14 protein-coding genes and 1 pseudogene are annotated in these 18853 nt (G+C 57.2%); 1 reads left to right on the plus strand and 14 read right to left on the minus strand.

Annotation, left to right across the window (positions count from 1 at the left end; translation table 11 throughout):
• Position 1: 1 nt before the first annotated feature.
• Genes PGQ95_RS15660 through glpE form a run of 3 tightly spaced genes read right to left on the minus strand, consistent with a single transcriptional unit; the run spans position 2 to position 1992 of the window.
• On the minus strand, positions 2 to 760 hold the full coding sequence (locus PGQ95_RS15660) for a DeoR/GlpR family transcriptional regulator (protein ID WP_015369351.1): 759 nt from the start codon (positions 758 to 760) through the stop codon (positions 2 to 4).
• A gap of 19 nt (positions 761 to 779) precedes the next feature.
• A complete protein-coding gene (gene glpG / locus PGQ95_RS15665) occupies positions 780 to 1610 on the minus strand; it encodes a rhomboid family intramembrane serine protease GlpG (protein ID WP_015703685.1) in 831 nt (276 codons plus the stop codon).
• A gap of 52 nt (positions 1611 to 1662) precedes the next feature.
• Complete coding sequence (gene glpE, locus PGQ95_RS15670) at positions 1663 to 1992, minus strand: thiosulfate sulfurtransferase GlpE (RefSeq protein ID WP_015369349.1); 330 nt, start codon at positions 1990 to 1992, stop codon at positions 1663 to 1665.
• Positions 1993 to 2198: 206 nt separating this feature from the next.
• Here glpE and glpD point away from each other — a divergent pair, with 206 nt between their 5' ends.
• Complete coding sequence (gene glpD, locus PGQ95_RS15675; RefSeq protein WP_020077778.1) at positions 2199 to 3707, plus strand: glycerol-3-phosphate dehydrogenase; 1509 nt, start codon at positions 2199 to 2201, stop codon at positions 3705 to 3707.
• A gap of 121 nt (positions 3708 to 3828) precedes the next feature.
• On the opposite strand, the gene PGQ95_RS15680 is transcribed toward glpD, so the two are convergent.
• The 11 genes and pseudogenes from PGQ95_RS15680 to gntR form a co-directional block, all read right to left on the minus strand.
• The gene (locus PGQ95_RS15680; protein ID WP_430918649.1) at positions 3829 to 4128 is read right to left on the minus strand and encodes a helix-turn-helix domain-containing protein; all 300 of its coding nucleotides are present in this window, start codon (positions 4126 to 4128) and stop codon (positions 3829 to 3831) included.
• Positions 4128 to 4289 (minus strand): annotated as a pseudogene (locus PGQ95_RS15685) (type II toxin-antitoxin system RelE/ParE family toxin); the annotation flags it as partial. The gene PGQ95_RS15680 and the pseudogene PGQ95_RS15685, both read right to left, overlap by 1 nt.
• 199 nt (positions 4290 to 4488) lie before the next feature.
• Positions 4489 to 6936 (minus strand): glycogen phosphorylase, encoded by a 2448-nt coding sequence (gene glgP / locus PGQ95_RS15690; RefSeq protein ID WP_047047942.1) that lies wholly within the window; start codon positions 6934 to 6936, stop codon positions 4489 to 4491.
• Between the two features lie 17 nt (positions 6937 to 6953).
• The gene (gene glgA, locus PGQ95_RS15695) at positions 6954 to 8387 is read right to left on the minus strand and encodes a glycogen synthase GlgA (RefSeq protein ID WP_430918651.1); all 1434 of its coding nucleotides are present in this window, start codon (positions 8385 to 8387) and stop codon (positions 6954 to 6956) included.
• The gene (gene glgC, locus PGQ95_RS15700) at positions 8387 to 9682 is read right to left on the minus strand and encodes a glucose-1-phosphate adenylyltransferase (RefSeq protein ID WP_015703688.1); all 1296 of its coding nucleotides are present in this window, start codon (positions 9680 to 9682) and stop codon (positions 8387 to 8389) included. Before glgC ends, glgA begins: the two co-directional genes overlap by 1 nt.
• 68 nt (positions 9683 to 9750) lie before the next feature.
• Positions 9751 to 11727, minus strand: coding sequence for a glycogen debranching protein GlgX (gene glgX, locus PGQ95_RS15705; RefSeq protein ID WP_113373955.1), 1977 nt, complete (start codon positions 11725 to 11727; stop codon positions 9751 to 9753).
• Positions 11727 to 13910, minus strand: a complete 2184-nt coding sequence (glgB, locus tag PGQ95_RS15710) for a 1,4-alpha-glucan branching enzyme (RefSeq protein WP_213794140.1) — start codon at positions 13908 to 13910, stop codon at positions 11727 to 11729. Before glgB ends, glgX begins: the two co-directional genes overlap by 1 nt.
• Before the next feature lie 237 nt (positions 13911 to 14147).
• Entirely contained in the window at positions 14148 to 15254 is a 1107-nt protein-coding gene (asd, locus tag PGQ95_RS15715) for an aspartate-semialdehyde dehydrogenase (RefSeq protein ID WP_015369342.1), read from the minus strand.
• Positions 15255 to 15728: 474 nt separating this feature from the next.
• Complete coding sequence (gene gntU / locus PGQ95_RS15720; RefSeq protein ID WP_015369340.1) at positions 15729 to 17069, minus strand: gluconate transporter; 1341 nt, start codon at positions 17067 to 17069, stop codon at positions 15729 to 15731.
• On the minus strand, positions 17069 to 17599 hold the full coding sequence (gene gntK, locus PGQ95_RS15725) for a gluconokinase (RefSeq protein ID WP_015369339.1): 531 nt from the start codon (positions 17597 to 17599) through the stop codon (positions 17069 to 17071). The genes gntU and gntK overlap by 1 nt, the downstream gene beginning before the upstream one ends.
• A 193-nt stretch (positions 17600 to 17792) precedes the next feature.
• A complete protein-coding gene (gntR, locus tag PGQ95_RS15730) occupies positions 17793 to 18788 on the minus strand; it encodes a gluconate operon transcriptional repressor GntR (RefSeq protein ID WP_411325904.1) in 996 nt (331 codons plus the stop codon).
• Positions 18789 to 18853 lie beyond the last annotated feature (65 nt).

Genomic DNA, 18853 nt, shown 5'->3' on the forward strand with positions numbered 1-18853 from the left:
TTTAGCACAGCTCCAGCTGCAGGTTGTTGTCTTTAATCACCTTCAGCACGCCTGCGGGCGGCATGATATCGGTATAAACCGCATCGACCATACTAATGCTGCCCATGTTCACCATCGCATTACGCCCAAACTTCGAGTGATCCACCACCAGCATCACGTGGCGCGAGTTTTCGATAATCGCCCGCTTGGTGCGCACTTCATGGTAATCAAACTCCAGCAGCGAACCGTCGCTATCAATACCGCTTATACCAAGAATGCCGAAGTCGAGACGGAACTGGGAGATAAAATCGAGCGTCGCTTCGCCGATGATCCCGCCATCGCGGCTGCGCAGCTCGCCGCCGGCGAGGATAATGCGAAAATCGTCTTTCACCATCAGCGTATTCGCGACGTTGAGATTGTTGGTCACAATCCGCAGGTCATTATGATCGAGCAACGCGTGGGCCACCGCTTCCGGCGTTGTGCCGATATCGATAAACAGGGTTGCGCCGTCGGGTATTTCGCTCGCCACTTTCCGCGCGATACGCTCTTTTTCCGCCGTCTGGGTTGCTTTCCTGTCGTGCCACGAGGTGTTGACCGAGCTGGAAGGCATCGCCGCGCCGCCGTGGTGGCGCAGGATCATTTTTTGTTCCGCTAAATCATTCAGATCGCGACGGATAGTCTGCGGGCTGACGGCAAACTGCTCCACCAGCTCTTCGGTACTGACGTATCCCTGTTTTTTTACCAGCTCGATAATCGCGTCATGACGTTGTGTTTGTTTCATGAAATATCCCTGGGAATCTCTACGTTCGTTTTCGCACATTTAGCGTATCGACAAACGCCATCGCCAGCCCGACTGCCAGGCCCGCCACGTGCGCGCCATTGGCGATCGACATGCCGAAAACATCAAACCATCCAGCCACTAACCACACTAAAGAGAAGAGGATCAGACCACGCTGCAGATAAATACCGCTCTGCGGGTCGCGCTCGCCGCGCAGCCAGACATAGCCCATTAACGCATAGACTACCCCCGACAAACCGCCGAACCACGGGCCGCTAACCTGATGCTGGACGAATCCGCTCAGCAGAGCGCTGATAATGGTAATCACCACCAGTTTGCCGCTACCGATGCGCTTCTCCACCGCACCGCCGAGGTACCACCACCATAGCAGGTTAAACAGAATATGCATCAGCGAGAAGTGCATGAAAGCATGGGTAAGGTAGCGCCAGGCTTCGAATTTCAGCGAAGGATCGTAGGGCCAGGCAAGCCAGATCATCATCGTCTGATCGCCCAGAACGTTTTGCAGAATGAAGACCAGGATACAGGCCAGCAAAATCGCCCACGTAAACGGCCCGGCGTTGTTACGCAGGGTAGCTAAAAAAGGAAAGCGTTGGTAATGCAATCCGCTATTGGTATGCCCCGATTGCCAGCTGGCGGCGAGATAGCGCGGGTCGGCCGGGTTTTCGAGAAAACGGGCCAGCTCGGCCTGCACCCGCGCGGCCTGGCTTTCATCTGCCAGCCAGACATCGCTCTGCGTGTGCTGTTGGATAGTCAGGATGACCCCCTGCGTCGCCATATAGTCGACAAACGCCTGGGCCACGCGCGGGTTGGCAAAAGAGGTAATCATTAACATACAGCGGATCGCTTATTCCACACAAAGGGGGCTAGTATATACCGTACCGCGCTTATAGCGAGCCGTGCGCGACTTCCGCCGGGAAATGACGATGCCAGGCGTCAAAACCGCCATCGACGCTGTAGACGTTCTCGAAGCCCTGCTGCAGCAGATACTGCGCGGCGCCTTTACTGCTGTTGCCGTGGTAGCACATCACCATCACCGGCGTCTCAAAATCGTTATCGCGCATAAAAGCGCCCAGGGTATCGTTGGTCAAATGAAACGCGCCCGGCGTGTGCCCCATGGCATAGCTTTGCGGGTCGCGGATATCGACCAGCACCGCCTTCTGCTGATGCAGTTTCTGATGCGCTTCTTCTACATTGATACATTCAAATTGTTCCATGATTCTCTTCTCTATTGCACTTCATGACGGGCGATGACCGACCCTGATTTTACCCGCTAGTGTACCGTCAGGCGGTAAATAAACGCCAATATGTTACATGCATCACTCTGAAATGTTTTTTTGATGTTACCAAAAGCGCGTTTGTTTGCTATAGTGAGCGATATCGAACATTTATGAGCTTAAACGAAAGCGAACGAGGTGTGAGCGTGGAAATCAAAGATCTGATTGTGATAGGCGGAGGCATCAACGGTGCCGGTATCGCGGCAGACGCCGCCGGGCGCGGTTTATCCGTGCTGATGCTGGAAGCGAGAGACCTTGCCTGCGCCACCTCAAGCGCCAGCTCGAAACTGATTCACGGCGGCCTGCGCTACCTGGAACACTACGAATTCCGCCTGGTCAGCGAAGCGCTGGCGGAGCGCGAGGTGTTATTAAAAATGGCGCCGCATTTGGCCTTCCCGATGCGCTTCCGCTTACCGCATCGCCCGCATCTGCGCCCGGCGTGGATGATTCGTATCGGTCTGTTTTTATACGATCACCTCGGCAAACGCACCAGCCTACCGGGCTCGACCGGTTTGCGCTTTGGCGCGGAATCGGTACTTAAGCCGGAAATCGTGCGCGGTTTCGAATATTCCGACTGCTGGGTCGACGATGCGCGTCTGGTTCTTGCCAACGCCCAGATGGTGGTACGTAAAGGCGGCGAGGTTCGCACCCGCACCCGCGCTATCTCGGCAAAACGCGAAAACGGCCTGTGGGTGGTGGAAGCGGAAGATATCGATAGCGGCGAAAAATTCACCTGGCACGCGCGCGGTTTGGTTAACGCTACCGGCCCGTGGGTGAAACATTTCTTCGATGAAGGCATGCATCTGCGCTCGCCGTATGGCATTCGCCTGATCAAAGGCAGCCATATCGTGGTGCCGCGCGTGCACACCCAGAAGCAGGCCTATATCCTGCAAAACGAAGATAAACGTATCGTGTTTGTCATCCCGTGGATGGATGAGTTCTCGATTATCGGCACCACCGACGTCGAGTACAACGGCGATCCGAAAGAAGTAGCGATCGATGATAAAGAGATCAACTACCTGCTGAACGTCTACAACGCGCACTTTAAAAAGACGCTGTCGCGCGACGATATCGTCTGGACTTACTCCGGCGTGCGGCCGCTGTGCGACGATGAGTCCGACTCACCGCAGGCGATTACCCGCGACTATACGCTCGATATTCACGATGAGAACGGTCAGGCGCCGCTGCTGTCGGTATTCGGCGGCAAGCTTACTACCTACCGCAAACTGGCGGAACATGCGCTGGAAAAACTGACGCCGTATTATCAGGGGATTGGCCCGGCGTGGACCAAAACCGCCGTTCTGCCCGGCGGCGATATCGGCGGCGACCGCGACGACTACGCGGCGAAACTGCGCCGTCGCTTCGCATTTATCAGCGAATCAATGGCCCGCCACTATGCCCGCACCTACGGCAGCAACAGCGAGTGGATCCTTGGCGAAGCGACCTCGCTTGCCGATCTGGGAGAAGATTTTGGCCACGAGTTTTATGAAGCCGAGCTGAAGTACCTGGTCGAACACGAGTGGGTTCGCAGCCTGGATGACGCTATCTGGCGCCGTACCAAGCAGGGTATGTGGCTGAATGCCGAGCAGCAGGCGCGCATCAGCGAGTGGCTGGCGCAACATACGGGAAAGTCTGAACTGTCGTTAGCGTCCTGACATACCCCGGGCGGCGGCTTACGCCTGGCCCGGGCTACATTACAGTCTGTAGGCCCGCGCAAGCGTAGCGCCGCCGGGCAATAACCGTATCTACGGCTTGCGCCTGACCCGGGTTACCGATTCACAAATTAAACGAGACTTTTTTTCCAGTCGGCAACGTGACATTTATACTTAGTTCCCCACCCAAGGCCGCAATGTAGCGCTTTAGGGTCGAAAGCCTCGGGTCGTTATCAGCCTGTTCCATTTTAGCGATCGTTGGCTGCTTAACCCCCATAGCCGCAGCCATCTCCGTTTGTGAAATTTGTAACTCTTCGCGAAGCAAGTTTAAAGCGACAGACTGACGTATCTCTGCCGCTTTCGCTGCAATACGCTGCTGGCTTTCAGGACTCTGTTTCGCCATGAGTTCTTTTAGCATGCCCATTATCGCTCCTTAGTCAGGTGCTGGCTGAATTCTCTATCAGCCAGGGTAATCATCTCTTTGTAAAAACGTTTCTCATTCATGCCATCCTTATTGCCCGCACATAAAACGATAGCTTTCCGAAGAGGATCAAAAGCAAAAAAAGCGCGGACCGGGAACCCATGCCTAAAGGCTATCATCAACATTATAGCTATTAGGCTATGAACGTAGACTATTTGAGCATTTATCGTACTGCTGGCAAATTCACGTCAATAGTATATTCCCGCAATAGCCTGAATCCCTCCCGGCACTTTTCCGAATAAAACGTTTACTACACAAACAGAAACGGGGCCAACTGGCCCCGTTTTGCTGATACTTAATCGATTACAAACGAACCGGGTCGATATGCCAGATATGTTTGGCGTACTCCTGGATCGTGCGGTCGGATGAGAAATAGCCCATGTTGGCGATGTTCATCATCGCTTTATTGGCCCACTCCTCCGGATGGCGGTACAGCTCGTCCACCTTATCCTGGCAATCAACATAGCTGCGGTAGTCCGCCAGTACCTGATAGTGGTCGCCAAAGTTGATCAGCGAATCCAGCAGGTCGCGGTAGCGACCAGGCTCCGACGGGCTGAACAGGCCGGTGCCAATCTGCGTCAACGCCTGATGCAGCTCCTCATCCTGCTCATAATAGTCGCGCGGTTTATAGCCGTTGCTGCGCAGGGCTTCTACCTGTTCCGCGGTATTACCGAAGATAAAGATATTGTCTTCGCCAACGTGCTCCAGCATCTCGACGTTAGCGCCATCCAGCGTACCAATGGTTAGCGCGCCGTTGAGCGCAAACTTCATATTACTGGTACCGGACGCTTCCGTTCCCGCCAGCGAAATCTGCTCGGAGAGATCCGCCGCCGGGATAATCAGCTGCGCCAGGCTCACGCTGTAGTTAGGGATAAACACCACTTTTAGCTTATCGCCAATCTGCGGATCGTTGTTCACCACCGCCGCCACATCGTTGATCAGATGAATAATATGCTTCGCCATATAGTAGGCCGACGCGGCCTTACCGGCGAAGATATTCACCCGCGGCACCCACTCCGCCTGCGGATCGGCTTTGATCCGGTTGTAGCGGGTGATGACGTGCAGGATATTCATCAGCTGGCGTTTATATTCGTGGATACGTTTGATCTGCACATCAAACAGCGCCTTGGGATTGACCACCACGTTCAACTGCTGGGCGATATAGTTCGCCAGCCGCTGCTTATTCTCAAGCTTGGCGCGGCGCACCGCCTGGTTCACCGTCGGGTAATCAATATGCTGAAGCAGATCGCTCAACTGGCTTAAGTCGGTGCGCCAGGTGTGGCCAATATTCTCATCCAGCACCTGCGACAGCGGCGGGTTTGCCAACGCCAGCCAGCGCCGCGGCGTAACGCCGTTGGTGACGTTGGTGAAGCGCATCGGGAAAATCTTCGCAAACTCGGCAAACAGCGACTCGACCATTAAGCGCGAATGCAGCTCGGATACGCCGTTGACTTTATGGCTGACGACAACCGCCAGCCATGCCATACGTACCCGGCGACCATTAGATTCATCAATGATGGAGGTACGGCTGAGCAGCGCGGTATCGTTGGGATACTGCTCCTGCAGCGTCTTGAGGAAGTAATCGTTAATCTCGAAGATAATCTGCAGATGGCGCGGCAGGATTTTCCCCAGCATATCGACCGGCCAGGTCTCCAGCGCTTCGCTCATCAACGTATGGTTGGTATAGGAGAAGACCTGGCAGGTCACCTCGAAGGCTTCATCCCAGCTAAATTTGTGCTCATCGATCAGCAGACGCATCAGCTCAGGGATCGACAGCACCGGATGAGTGTCATTGAGGTGAATGGCGATTTTCGCCGCCAGATTGTCGTAGGTGCGGTGCAGCTGGTAGTGGCGGCTGAGGATATCCTGCACCGTCGCCGAGACCAGGAAATACTCCTGACGTAGGCGCAGCTCGCGCCCGGAATAGGTGGAATCATCCGGGTACAGCACCCGCGAAACGTTCTCGGAGTGGTTCTTATCTTCCACCGCCGCGAAGTAGTCGCCCTGGTTGAATTTACCGAGGTTGATTTCGCTACTGGCCTGCGCGCTCCACAGCCGCAGGGTGTTGGTGGCGTCGGTATCGAAACCGGGGATAATCTGATCGTAGGCTTCGGCGATAATCTCTTCGGTCTCTATCCAGCGGGTATTTTTCCCTTCTTGCTGCACGCGGCCGCCGAAACGCACTTTATAGCGCGTATTGTGGCGTTCGAACTCCCACGGGTTGCCGTACTCCAGCCAGTAATCCGGCGACTCTTTCTGCCGCCCGTCGACGATGTTCTGCTTGAACATCCCATAGTCGTAGCGGATACCGTAGCCGCGGCCCGGCAGGCCCAGCGTCGCCAGAGAATCGAGGAAGCAGGCGGCCAGGCGCCCTAAACCGCCGTTGCCTAAACCGGGGTCGTTTTCTTCATCAATAAGCTCTTCCAGATCGAGCCCCATATCGGCCAGCGCATTATTCACATCTTCATAAATCCCTAACGACAACAGCGCGTTAGAGAGGGTGCGACCAATCAAAAACTCCATCGACAGATAGTAAACCTGCCGCACTTCCTGCGACAGCTGGGCGCGGTTTGAACGCAGCCAGCGCTCGACCATGCGGTCGCGAACGGCGAACAGGGTGGCGTTCAGCCATTCGTGTTTGTTGGCGATCGCCGGATCTTTGCCGATGATAAACATCAGCTTATACGCGATAGAATGCTTTAACGCCTCAACGCTCAGCGTCGGTGATGCATAACTAAAGGGTGCATTCATAGCCATAGCTCCTGTGATTACATCAAGCGTTGATAGAGTTCACGATAGGATTTCGCCGCCACCTGCCAGCTAAAGTCCATATTCATCGCCTGACGCTGAACGTAGCGCCACAGCGATGGCCGCGACCACAACACAAAGGTGCGCCGGATGGCCCGCAGCAACGACACCGCGTTACTGTCCTCAAAGACAAAGCCGCTGGCGACGCCGTCGGCGAGGTTTTCCAGCGAACAGTCGGCCACGGTATCGGCGAGACCGCCGGTGCGGCGCACCAGCGGCAGGGTGCCGTATTTCAGGCCATACAGCTGAGTCAGGCCGCATGGTTCAAAGCGGCTGGGAACCAGAATCACATCGGCGCCGCCCATGATGCGGTGCGAAAACGCCTCGTGATAGCCAATCTGCACGCCGACCTGGCCCGGATGTTCGGCGGCGGCGGCGAGGAAGCCCTCCTGCAGTACCGGATCGCCGGCGCCCAGCAGCGCCAGTTGCCCGCCCTGCTCCAGCAGGCCCGGCAGCGCCTCCAGCACCAGATCAAGCCCTTTTTGGCTGGTCAGGCGGCTCACCACGGCGAACAGCGGCGCTTTGTCATCCACCTTCAGCCCCATGGCGATTTGCAGCTGTCGTTTATTCTCGGCTTTCTCTTCCAGACTATCGCGGTCATAGCGCGCCGCCAGCAGCAGATCGCTTTGCGGATTCCAGATACTATCATCGACGCCGTTAAGGATGCCGGACAAGCGGCCCTCGTGCTGGCGCTGGCGCAGCAGCCCTTCCATGCCGTAGGCATATTGCGGTTCGGTGATTTCCCGCGCGTAGGTTGGGCTCACCGCCGTGATATGGTCGGCATAGTACAGCCCGGCTTTGAGGAACGAGATCTGGCCGTTAAATTCGAGGCCGTGCATGTTATAGAACGACCACGGCAGCTCTATCTCATTTATATGCCAGGAGTAAAACATCCCCTGGTAGGCGAGATTGTGCACCGTAAACACCGATTTCGCCGGCCGTCCGCGCGCCGCCAGGTAAGCCGGCGTCAGGCCCGCGTGCCAGTCATGAGCGTGCACCACCTCCGGGCGCCAGAATGGATCCAGCCCGCAGGCCATTTCGCTACCCACCCAGCCGAGCAACGCAAAGCGCAGCACGTTGTCGGTATAGGCATTCATGTTGGCGTCGTGATACGGGCTCCCCGGACGATCGTAGAGATGCGGCGCGTCGATCAGATAGATACCGACGCCGTTAAAATGGCCGAACAGCAGGGTGATGCGCCCGGCAAAGGTATCCCGGCGGGTGACAACCTGCGCGTCGGTAATCCCGCGGCGGATATCCGGATACCCCGGCAGCAGCACGCGGGTATCCACGCCGTCTGCTATCTGCGCCGCAGGCAGCGCGCCAATAACGTCAGCCAGACCGCCGGTTTTTAACAACGGGAACATCTCTGAACATACGTGTAAAACCTGCATTATCGCTCCTGTTTGTGCCCCAGTTTCCGCAGCATGTCGCGCGTAACCAGCACGATCCCTTCTTCTGAACGATAGAAGCGGCTGGCATCTTCTTCCGCATTCTCCCCAATAACCATCCCTTCCGGGATGACGCAGGCGCGATCTATCACGCAGCGGCGCAGGCGGCACGAGCGCCCGACCCAGACATCCGGCAATAAGACTGCCGAATCAATGTTACAAAACGAATTCACCCGCACCCGCGGGAACAGCACCGACTGCACCACCACCGAGCCCGAGATAATGCAACCGCCGGAAACCAGCGAGTTCAGCGTCATGCCGTGGCTGCCGGAGCGGTCCTGGACGAACTTCGCCGGCGGCAGCGATTCCATGTGGGTACGGATAGGCCAGTGCTGGTCGTACATATCCAGCTCCGGCGTCACCGAGGCCAGGTCGAGGTTGGCCTTCCAGTAGGCTTCCAGCGTACCCACATCGCGCCAGTACGGCTCGGCTTGCGGGTCGGACTGCACGCAGGAGAGCGGGAAAGGATGTGCATAAGCCATGCCAGCTTCGGTAATTTTCGGGATGATATCTTTGCCGAAGTCGTGGCTGGAGTTTTCGTCGAGATCGTCGGCGGCCAGCAGTTCATAAAGGTAATCCGCATCAAAGACATAGATGCCCATACTGGCAAGCGAGCGGGTAGCGTCGTTCGGCATCGCCGGCGGGTTGGCCGGTTTCTCGACGAACTCGATGATCTTCTCGCTTTCGTCAACCGCCATCACGCCAAAAGCGGATGCTTCTTCGATGGGCACCGGCATGCAGGCGACGGTGCAGCGCGCGCCTTTTTCGACATGGTCGATCAGCATGCGCGAGTAGTCTTGTTTGTAGATGTGGTCGCCGGCGAGGATCACCACATATTCGGCTTTATAGCGACGAATAATGTCGAGGTTCTGCGTCACCGCATCGGCCGTACCGCGATACCAGTTTTCACCGTGTACCCGCTGCTGCGCCGGTAGCAGATCGACAAACTCATTCATCTCTTCGCTGAAGAAAGACCAGCCGCGCTGGATATGCTGCACCAGGGTATGCGACTGGTATTGGGTAATCACGCCGATGCGGCGAATACCTGAGTTAAGACAGTTAGATAACGCGAAGTCGATAATACGGAACTTACCGCCAAAGTGGACGGCAGGCTTCGCGCGCTTAATGGTTAAATCCTTAAGCCGGGTACCACGCCCGCCAGCAAGGATCAGCGCCACCGATTTGAGAGGAAGTTGACGCGCCAGCATCAACGGATCGTTCTTTTCAAGCCCAACCATGATTAACTCCTTTTGATTCCCCTGCTTCACGGCGCATTCATCATGAACGCGCCGAAAACCCCCAGGGACTATGACCTTTGAAATACGCAAACTCCGTGCGCGGGCCCATGCCAGACAGCCATGATGACCGGATTATCCTCTCCGGCGAATGGAGGAACGGCGCGCCACTCCCCCGCGGGTAAAACCATATCCGCCACCTCAGCGGTGGCATTCAGCGCGATCAACCAGCGATCGGATAACAGGATTTGCAGCCGCGCGGCGCCATGCTGCCACTCGTCGGCGTTTAACGGTTCTCCGCGCTGATTGAGCCAGCTCACGTTGCCGTCATGCTCCTGCCACCACTGATTACGAGTTAACGCCGGAATGCGCCGACGCAGGTGGATAAGCGCGGCGACAAACGCGGTTAATCCGTGATTTGCCCGCCGCCAGTCCAGCCAGGTCAAAGCATTGTCCTGACAGTACGCATTATTGTTTCCGTGCTGACTATGGCCATGCTCATCGCCCGCCAGCAGCATCGGCGTTCCTTGCGACAGCAGCAGCGTGGTCAGGAGCGCATGTACGCTATCGCGCCGCCGCTCAATCACGGCAAGATTGGCTTCTAATCCCTCTATACCATGATTGTTGCTGTAGTTATTGTTAGTCCCATCGCGATTCTCTTCACCGTTCGCCTGATTGTGTTTCTGATTGAAACAGACACAATCACGTAGGGTGAAGCCATCATGCGCCGTGATCAAATTGATCGTCGCCGCAGGCCGCTTGCCATCGCGGGCAAAGAGGTCGCTGGAGGCGGCGAAGCGCTGGGCGAAGTCACCCAACGACACGTTTTGTTGCAGCCAGAAACGGCGCGCGGTATCGCGAAAATGGTCGTTCCATTCGGCAAACAGCGGCGGGAAGTTCCCCACCTGATAACCTCCCTGGCCAATATCCCAGGGTTCGGCAATCAGCTTGAGCGCCGACAATACCGGGTCGCGGCGAATGGCCTCAAACAGCGGCGCGTCCTGACGAAATTCCGGCGTGCGCCCCATCACCGACGCCAGGTCGAAGCGAAAACCGTCAACGTGGCACTCATCAACCCAAAATCGCAGGCACTGCAGGGCATACTCCACCACGCCAGGATGACTGAGGTTGAGCGTGTTACCGCAGCCGGTCCAGTTGTGATAATCGCCGTCGTCCCTGATCCAATAATAGCTGCGGTTATCGATACCGCGCAGGGAGACTGTCGGCCCTTCAAGATCGATTTCCGCGCTATGGTTCAGCACGATATCGAGGATCACCTCAATACCCGCCGCGTGCAGCGCTTTCACCGCATCGCGGAACTCATCGAGCGCCCGCTGCGGCTGGCTGGCGTAGCGCGGCTCCAGCGCAAACAGCGCCAGCGGATTGTAGCCCCAGTAGTTGCTCAGCCCCATCCGCTGCAGGCGGGGTTCGCTGGCGAACTGCGCTACCGGCATTAGCTCCAGCGCGGTAATACCCAGGCGGCGGAAATAGTCGATCATCAACGGGTGGCCCAGCGCCTGATAGGTGCCGCGGATCGCCTCCGGCAGCTCCGGATGCAGCCAGGTCAACCCTTTGACGTGGGCTTCATAAATGACCGTTTCGCCCCACGGCGTGCGCGGCGGTTTATCGCCGAGCCAGTCGTAATGCAGATCGACTACCTGCGACTTTGGCGCGATGGCTGCGCTATCGCGGGCATCCGCTTCATGCATACCGCCATGCAGACGCTCGTCGTCCAACAGTTCACCCGCCACCTGATGCGCGCAAGGGTCGAGCAGCAGCTTGGCCGGATTGAAGCGATGCCCCTGCGCCGGATCCCACGGCCCGTGCACCCGATAACCGTAGCGTAGCCCCGGACGCGCATCGGCCAGCCAGCCGTGCCAGATGTCGCCGCTGCGCGCCGGTAGGTCGTAGCGCCGCTCGTTGCCCTGCTGGTCGAACACGCAGAGCTCCACCCGCTCGGCGTGGGCGGAAAACAAGGTGAAGTTCACCCCTTTGCCGTCATAGCTGGCGCCCAAAGGCGCCGGTTTTCCCGCGGCAAGCGTCGTCATCAGGCCTCCCGTACCAGCCAGATGGTCGCCAGCGGCGGCAGGGTAATCGACAACGAATGCTGACGGCCATGGCTGGCGACGGGCTCGCTCTCAACCACGCCGCCATTTCCGGCGTTACTGCCGTGATAATGCATCGAGTCAGTGTTCAATTCTTCGCGCCAGCGTCCCGGCTGGTTAATGCCGAAACGGTAGTTGTGGCGCGGCACCGGGGTGAAGTTGCTGGCGACGATAATCTCATTGCCGGCTTTATCGCGGCGCACAAAGATAAATACCGAACGCTCATGATCGTCGACCACCAGCCATTCGAAGCCGTAGGGATCGAAATCAAGTTCATGCAGCGCTTTATGGTGGCGGTAGGTGTGGTTCAGGTCGCGCACCAGCCGCTGGACGCCATGGTGCCAGTTGTCGCCGCCCTCCAGCAGATGCCAGTCGAGACTGGCGTCGTGATTCCACTCGCGGCCCTGGGCAAATTCATTGCCCATAAACAGCAGCTTTTTGCCCGGGAAGGCGAACAGCCAGCCGTAATAGGCGCGCAGGTTGGCAAAGCGCTGCCATGCGTCCCCCGGCATGCGGTCGAGAATCGATTTTTTGCCGTGCACCACTTCATCGTGGGAGAGCGGCAGCACGAAGTTCTCGGTGTAGTTGTAGAGCATGCCGAAGGTCATTTTGTCGTGATGGTAGCGACGATGGACTGGATCGAGTTTCATATAATCCAGCGTGTCGTGCATCCAGCCGAGATTCCATTTGAACCAGAAGCCGAGGCCGCCGTCGGCGGGCGGGCGCGTCACGCCGGCAAAATCGGTGGACTCTTCCGCCATCGTTACCGCCCCTGGCGTCTGCTCGCCGAGAATACGGTTGGTGTTACGCAGAAACTCGATCGCTTCAAGATTTTCCCGCCCGCCGTATTCGTTGGGGATCCACTCGCCCGCTTTACGGCTATAGTCGCGGTAGATCATCGACGCCACCGCGTCGACGCGCAGCGCATCAATGCCGAAGCGCTCGATCCAGTACAGCGCGTTACCCACCAGGTAATTGCTGACTTCGCGGCGGCCGTAGTTATAGATAAGGGTATTCCAGTCCTGGTGATAACCTTCGCGCGGATCGCTGTGTTCATACAGCGAGGTGCCGTCAAATGAGGCCAGCGCAAAGTCATCCGCCGGGAAATGACCCGGAACCCAATCGAGGATCACGTTAAGGCCCGCGGCGTGGGCGGCATCGATGAAATAGCGGAAATCTTCACGGGTGCCGAAGCGGCGTGTCGGCGCGTAGAGGCCGGTCGGCTGGTAGCCCCAGCTACCGTCGAACGGGTGTTCGTTCACCGGGAGCAGTTCAAGGTGGGTGAAGCCCATCCATTTTGCGTAGGGCACCAGTTGGTCCGCCAGTTCGCGGTAGCTTAGCCAGAAGTTATTGTCGGTATGGCGGCGCCAGGAACCGAGGTGCACTTCATAGATAGAGATCGGCGCATCGAACTGGTTCGCGGCTTTGCGTTCCGCCGGCTGTTCGACTTTGGGCGGCAAATCGCAGATAAGCGACGCGCTTTCCGGGCGCATTTGCGACTCAAAGGCGTAAGGGTCGGCTTTGACGCGCAGATTGCCGTGGGCATCGATCAGCTCGAATTTATACAGCTGGCCATTAAGCGCGCCGGGGATGAAAAGTTCCCAGATACCAGACTCTTTGCGCAGGCGCATCGGATGGCGTCGACCATCCCAGTAGTTAAATTGCCCCACTACGGAAACCCGCCGGGCATTAGGCGCCCAAACCGAAAAGCGCGTACCGGTGACGCCATCCATGGTGTCGGCGTGCGCGCCCAGGGTTTCGTAAGGGCGCAGGTGCGTTCCCTCGGACAACAGCCAGGCGTCAACATCCTGCAGCAGCGGGCCGAAACGGTAAGGGTCGTCAATCAGGTTTTGCTGTCCGTGCCAGGTGACGGCTAGCTGGTAGCGAAAAGCGTTTTTACGCCGCGGCAGGAGGCCGCTAAAGAATCCGCGCGAGTCGAGGCATTCGAGTTTGCCGACTTTACGCCCGGTTTTCGGTTCAATAACCCACACTTCGGTGGCGTCTGGTAATAATGCGCGAACTTCCAGCCCCGCCTCGGTGCGGTGCATGCCAAGCACGGAAAAGGGATCCGCGAAATGACCTGCAATAAGCGCATTAATCACGTCTCTATCGATTCGATTCGACATGCTTTCATCCTGTTGTAAGTGTCGCCCTTTCCTGTAACCGGCGACTTTTTTGACCTGAACGGCGCAGCACCAACGTGCATCCTCCTGCTCCGTCCCACCTTCAGGTAAGGAACTCCTTACTTAAAGCATAGCCAAGGCTGCGTTACCTCCGTGGGGAAAAATCCAACATCCGCGTTTACTCCTTGTATTACGCAAAAAAAAGGGGTGTATCCACACCCCTTATCGTTTGTCCTGCGTTTACGCCAGCTGTCGTAGCATGCGGCGCAACGGTTCGGCGGCGCCCCACAGCAGCTGGTCGCCGACGGTAAAGGCCGACAGGTACTCAGGACCCATGTTCAGTTTACGCAGGCGCCCTACCGGGGTGGTCAGGGTACCGGTCACCGCGGCTGGGGTCAGCTCGCGCATGGTGATGTCGCGATCGTTTGGCACCACTTTGGCCCACGGGTTATGCGCGGCCAGCAGTTCCTCAACGGTCGGGATAGAAACATCTTTCTTCAGCTTGATGGTAAACGCCTGGCTGTGGCAGCGCAGCGCGCCGACGCGCACGCACAGACCATCGACCGGGATCGGCGACGCGGTGGCGAGAATTTTGTTGGTCTCCGCCTGGCCTTTCCACTCTTCGCGGCTCTGGCCGTTATCAAGCTGTTTGTCGATCCATGGGATCAGGCTGCCCGCCAGCGGCACGCCAAAGTTATCGACCGGCAGATCGCCGCTGCGGGTCAGCGACGTCACTTTGCGCTCGATATCGAGAATCGCGGAAGCCGGGTTCGCCAGCTCGCTCGCCACGTGGCCATGCAGTTGGCCCATCTGGCTCAGCAGTTCGCGCATATGGCGCGCGCCGCCGCCGGAAGCCGCCTGGTAGGTCGCCACGCTGACCCACTCCACCAGGTCATGGGCAAACAGGCCGCCGAGGGACATCAGCATCAGGCTCACCGTACAGTTGCCGCCGACGAAGGTTTTAATGCCGTTATTCAGGCCAGCGGTAATCACATCCTGGTTAACCGGGTCGAGAATAATGATCGCATCGTCTTTCATGCGCAGCGAAGACGCCGCGTCAATCCAGTACCCCTGCCAGCCGCTTTCGCGCAGCTTCGGGTAAATCTCGTTGGTGTAATCGCCGCCCTGGCAGGTAACAATAATGTCCAGCGCCTTCAGCGCTTCCAGATCGAATGCATCCTGAAGCGTCCCCCCGGTACTGCCGCCGAATGACGGCGCGGGCTGACCTAACTGAGAGGTGGAGAAGAAAACAGGGCGAATGGCGTCGAAATCACGCTCTTCCACCATGCGTTGCATGAGAACAGAGCCGACCATTCCACGCCAACCGATAAAACCAACATTTTTCATAACGTATTCCTGCGAGGTGTGTGCTGTTAGTGCCAGGCCAGTTTCCAACTGGGATGTCCTTCACATTACAAAATGCAGCTAAAGTCGCAAGTGAAATTAATCAATGATTGCGCGCCAATCAGAAAAGCAACTTATCCCGCACTCCGCCTACCGTCGCTGATAGTCATAAAAAGCGTAAAGATTATCGGGCAAATAACCCGCGTAATGGAATATTTTCCGTCGCTATTTTATTGATCCTGATTATGGATTCAGCGCGAAAAATATCGCTTTCACGCTTGCGAAAAAAAACGAACAAAGCCTTGTGCCGCAAGGCCTGACGAGCAATACGATCATTGTCGTAGAGCTGATATTCACGGCAAAAGGAAGTGGAAAAGAGGGGAAAAAAGCGTGTTACCGAAGAGAATCCAGGGTAAGCGGTATTACCCTGGTTTTTCCCCCGGATACCGTAGTGGCGTCCGGGGAAATTATTTTTACTTAGCTCAGCAGCTGGAAAGCAATCATCCCGACAATGGCGCCGGTGGTGCCAAGGATGGTTTCCATCATCGTCCAGGTTTTCAGCGTCTGCGCTTCGCTGGCGCCGGTGAACTTACCGAACAGCCAGAAGCCGGCATCGTTTACGTGGCTCACCACAATCGAACCACCTGCGATACAGATGGAGAGAGCCGCCATTTGCGCGCCGCTGTAGTTCAGTTGCTCAATGACCGGCATCACCAGGCCGACCGCCGTCAGACACGCCACGGTCGCGGAGCCCTGAATAATACGCACGGCAGCCGCCAGCACGAAGCAGGTAATCGCAATCGGCAGACCCAGGCCAGTCAGCGCTTCGCCGAGCGCCGGGCCGACGCCGGAGTCAACCAGTACCTGCTTGAAGACGCCGCCTGCGCCAATCACCAGCAGAATAATCCCCGCCGGCTGCAGCGCCGCGCCACAGATCTCCATCACGCGATCTTTCGCCATCCCCTGACGTACCGCCAGGCCGTAAATCGCTACCAGGCAGGCAACCAGAATCGCGGTGAATGGGTGGCCGATAAACTCGAACCATTCATAGGCGGTGGATCCCACCGGCACAAAGCGCGCGGCGATGGTTTTCAGGCCGACCAGCACTAGCGGCAGCAGGATCAGCGAGAGGCTAAAGCCGAAGGACGGCATTTTGCCTTCGCCGAGATGCGGTTCGCTGATATCGTCAGGAATATGCAGCTCAACGTAGCGGCTGATGAAGTTGCCCCACAGCGGGCCGGCGATAATCATCCCCGGAATAGCGGCGCAGAGGCCAATCAGGATCATCCAGCCGAAATCGGCGTGCATCTGGGAAGCCAGCAGCATCGGCGCAGGCCCTGGCAGCAGGAATGCCGCGGCGGCGGCTACGCCGGCGAACAGCGGGATCACCAGCTTTACAAGGTTAGTGCCGGTATGGCGCGCCATGGAAAACGCGACGCTAATCAGCAGCACGATCGCCACTTCAAAGAATAGCGGCAGCGCGCAGATAAGGCCGGCCAGGCCAATCGCATAGTGCGCGCGGTTGTGGCCGAAGGACTTCAGCATTTTCACCGCAATCTGGTCGACCGCGCCGGTTTCATGCAAAATTTTACCGAACATCGCGCCCAGCGCGACGACTATCGCCAGGAAGCCCAGCGTGCCGCCCATCCCTTTTTCCATCGTCGCCGCGATTTTATCCAGCGGCATACCGGAAAAGAGACCTGCGCCAATAGAAACCACCATCAAAGCCACGAAGGCGTGCATACGCGCCTTCATGACTAAAAACAGCAGCAGCAATACCGAGCCGACTGCTGTTAAAACAAGCGTTAAAGTACTCACTAGTTACTGCCTTTGTTAATCACCTCAATGGTGCTGGCGACCACGCCTTCCAGTGACTGGTCGATATCGACGATAAGCACATCGCTTTCGTCAGCGCCTGGTTCCTGCAGTGTTTCAAACTGCGTCACCAACATTTGGGTTTTGAAGAAGTGCCCTTTACGCGCCTTCAGACGGCTTTCAATCACGTCGAAGTCGCCTTTCAGGTAGATAAAGGAGAGGTTCGGGTTGCCCTTGCGCAGAATGTCGCGGTAGCTTTTTTTCAGCGCCGAACAGACGATCAGCGAAACTTTGTTGGTGCGCTGCATGGCGAATGCCGCGTCATTCAACGCCTGCAGCCAAGGGGTGCGGTCATCGTCGTTCAGCGGCTCGCCGGAAGCCATCTTGGTGATGTTGCTGCGCGGATGCAGAAAATCGCCATCGAGAAACGCGGCTTTCAGTTGATGCGCCACTTCGCTGGCGACGGCGGATTTACCGCTGCCGGAAACGCCCATCAGGACATAGACGTGGTGATCATGGTTAGTCGTGCTCAAAGCGTCCTCCCACTGGACTGGTACGCCGCGTCGGAGCTGACTGATACAGCGCGAAGGCGGCGTACTGATTAATGATTACGGGCAAGTGTTACGGGTAACTGTTATCGGTAACATTGTCATGCCGGACCCAGGGAGAAGCAATAACCATTCGTGCCAGATGTGAATATGTGTGATCTACTTCAAACTTGTCGGTTTAAATAGATCCGCCCGGTGACAATGTGAAACCTAAATCTAACATCTTAGGGGTAATCGTCTCTCCACGGATGCGCGCCAGCAGGCGCTCGGCGCCGATGCGCCCCATGCGCTCGCGCGGGGTCAGTACGCTGGCGAGACGCGGCTCCATCACCTGACCGATATCGTGACCGTGGAAACCGGCTATCGCCATGTCGTCCGGGATCTTCAGCCCCAGACGCTGACACTCGAACGCCGCGCCGACCGCGAGGTCATCGTTGGTGCAGAAGATGCCGTCGAGCTGTGGATATTCGCGACGCGCCTGACGCATCAGCTCAATCCCTGACGAGTAAGAAGAGGATTGCTCCACCATCACGCTGTAGGGCGTCATGCCAGCATCAAGCATCGCCTGCTCGTACCCCTTCTGTTTGATGATAGTACGTTCATCAAGACGCGCGCCGAGATAAGCAACGTGGCGGTGACCGCGGGCGATAATCGCCGCCGTCATCTGCCGCGCCGCTTCGAAGTTATCGAAACCGACGGCAATGTCGAGGCACGGCGACTGGCTGTCCATCAGCTCAACCACCGGGATCCCGGCCACTGCAATCATTTTCAACGTGCGCGGCGTGTGGGTACGTTCAGTGAGGATCAGGCCGTCAATGTTCCAGGAAAGCATTGATTCGAGACGCTTCTCTTCCATCTCCGGCTTATAGCCGTAGTGCGCCAGCATGGTTTGATAGCCGAAGGCGTCGGTGACGCTTTCAATGCCGCGTAGCACTTCCGAGAAGACTTGGTTGGTTAACGAGGGTAGCAGCACGCCGATGGCGCGGCTGGTGGCGTTGGAGAGAATATCAGGAGCGCGATTGGGAATATAACCCAGCTCATCGAGTGCAACGGCAATCTTGCCACGCAGGGCCTCAGAAACCTGTTCCGGGTTACGTAAATAGCGACTGACCGTCATTTTGGTCACGCCGACAAGATCGGCTACATCCTGAAGTACGGGTCTTTTCTTTTTCATCGTCCTGACTGTGATCGGCTGGGAAACATTTTCTCAGTTTATCACGGACAAAGCGCAACCTTCCC

Origin of the sequence: Klebsiella sp. 141240 (assembly GCF_050600805.1) — a bacterium.
Classification (GTDB): Bacteria; Pseudomonadota; Gammaproteobacteria; order Enterobacterales; family Enterobacteriaceae; genus Klebsiella; species Klebsiella aerogenes.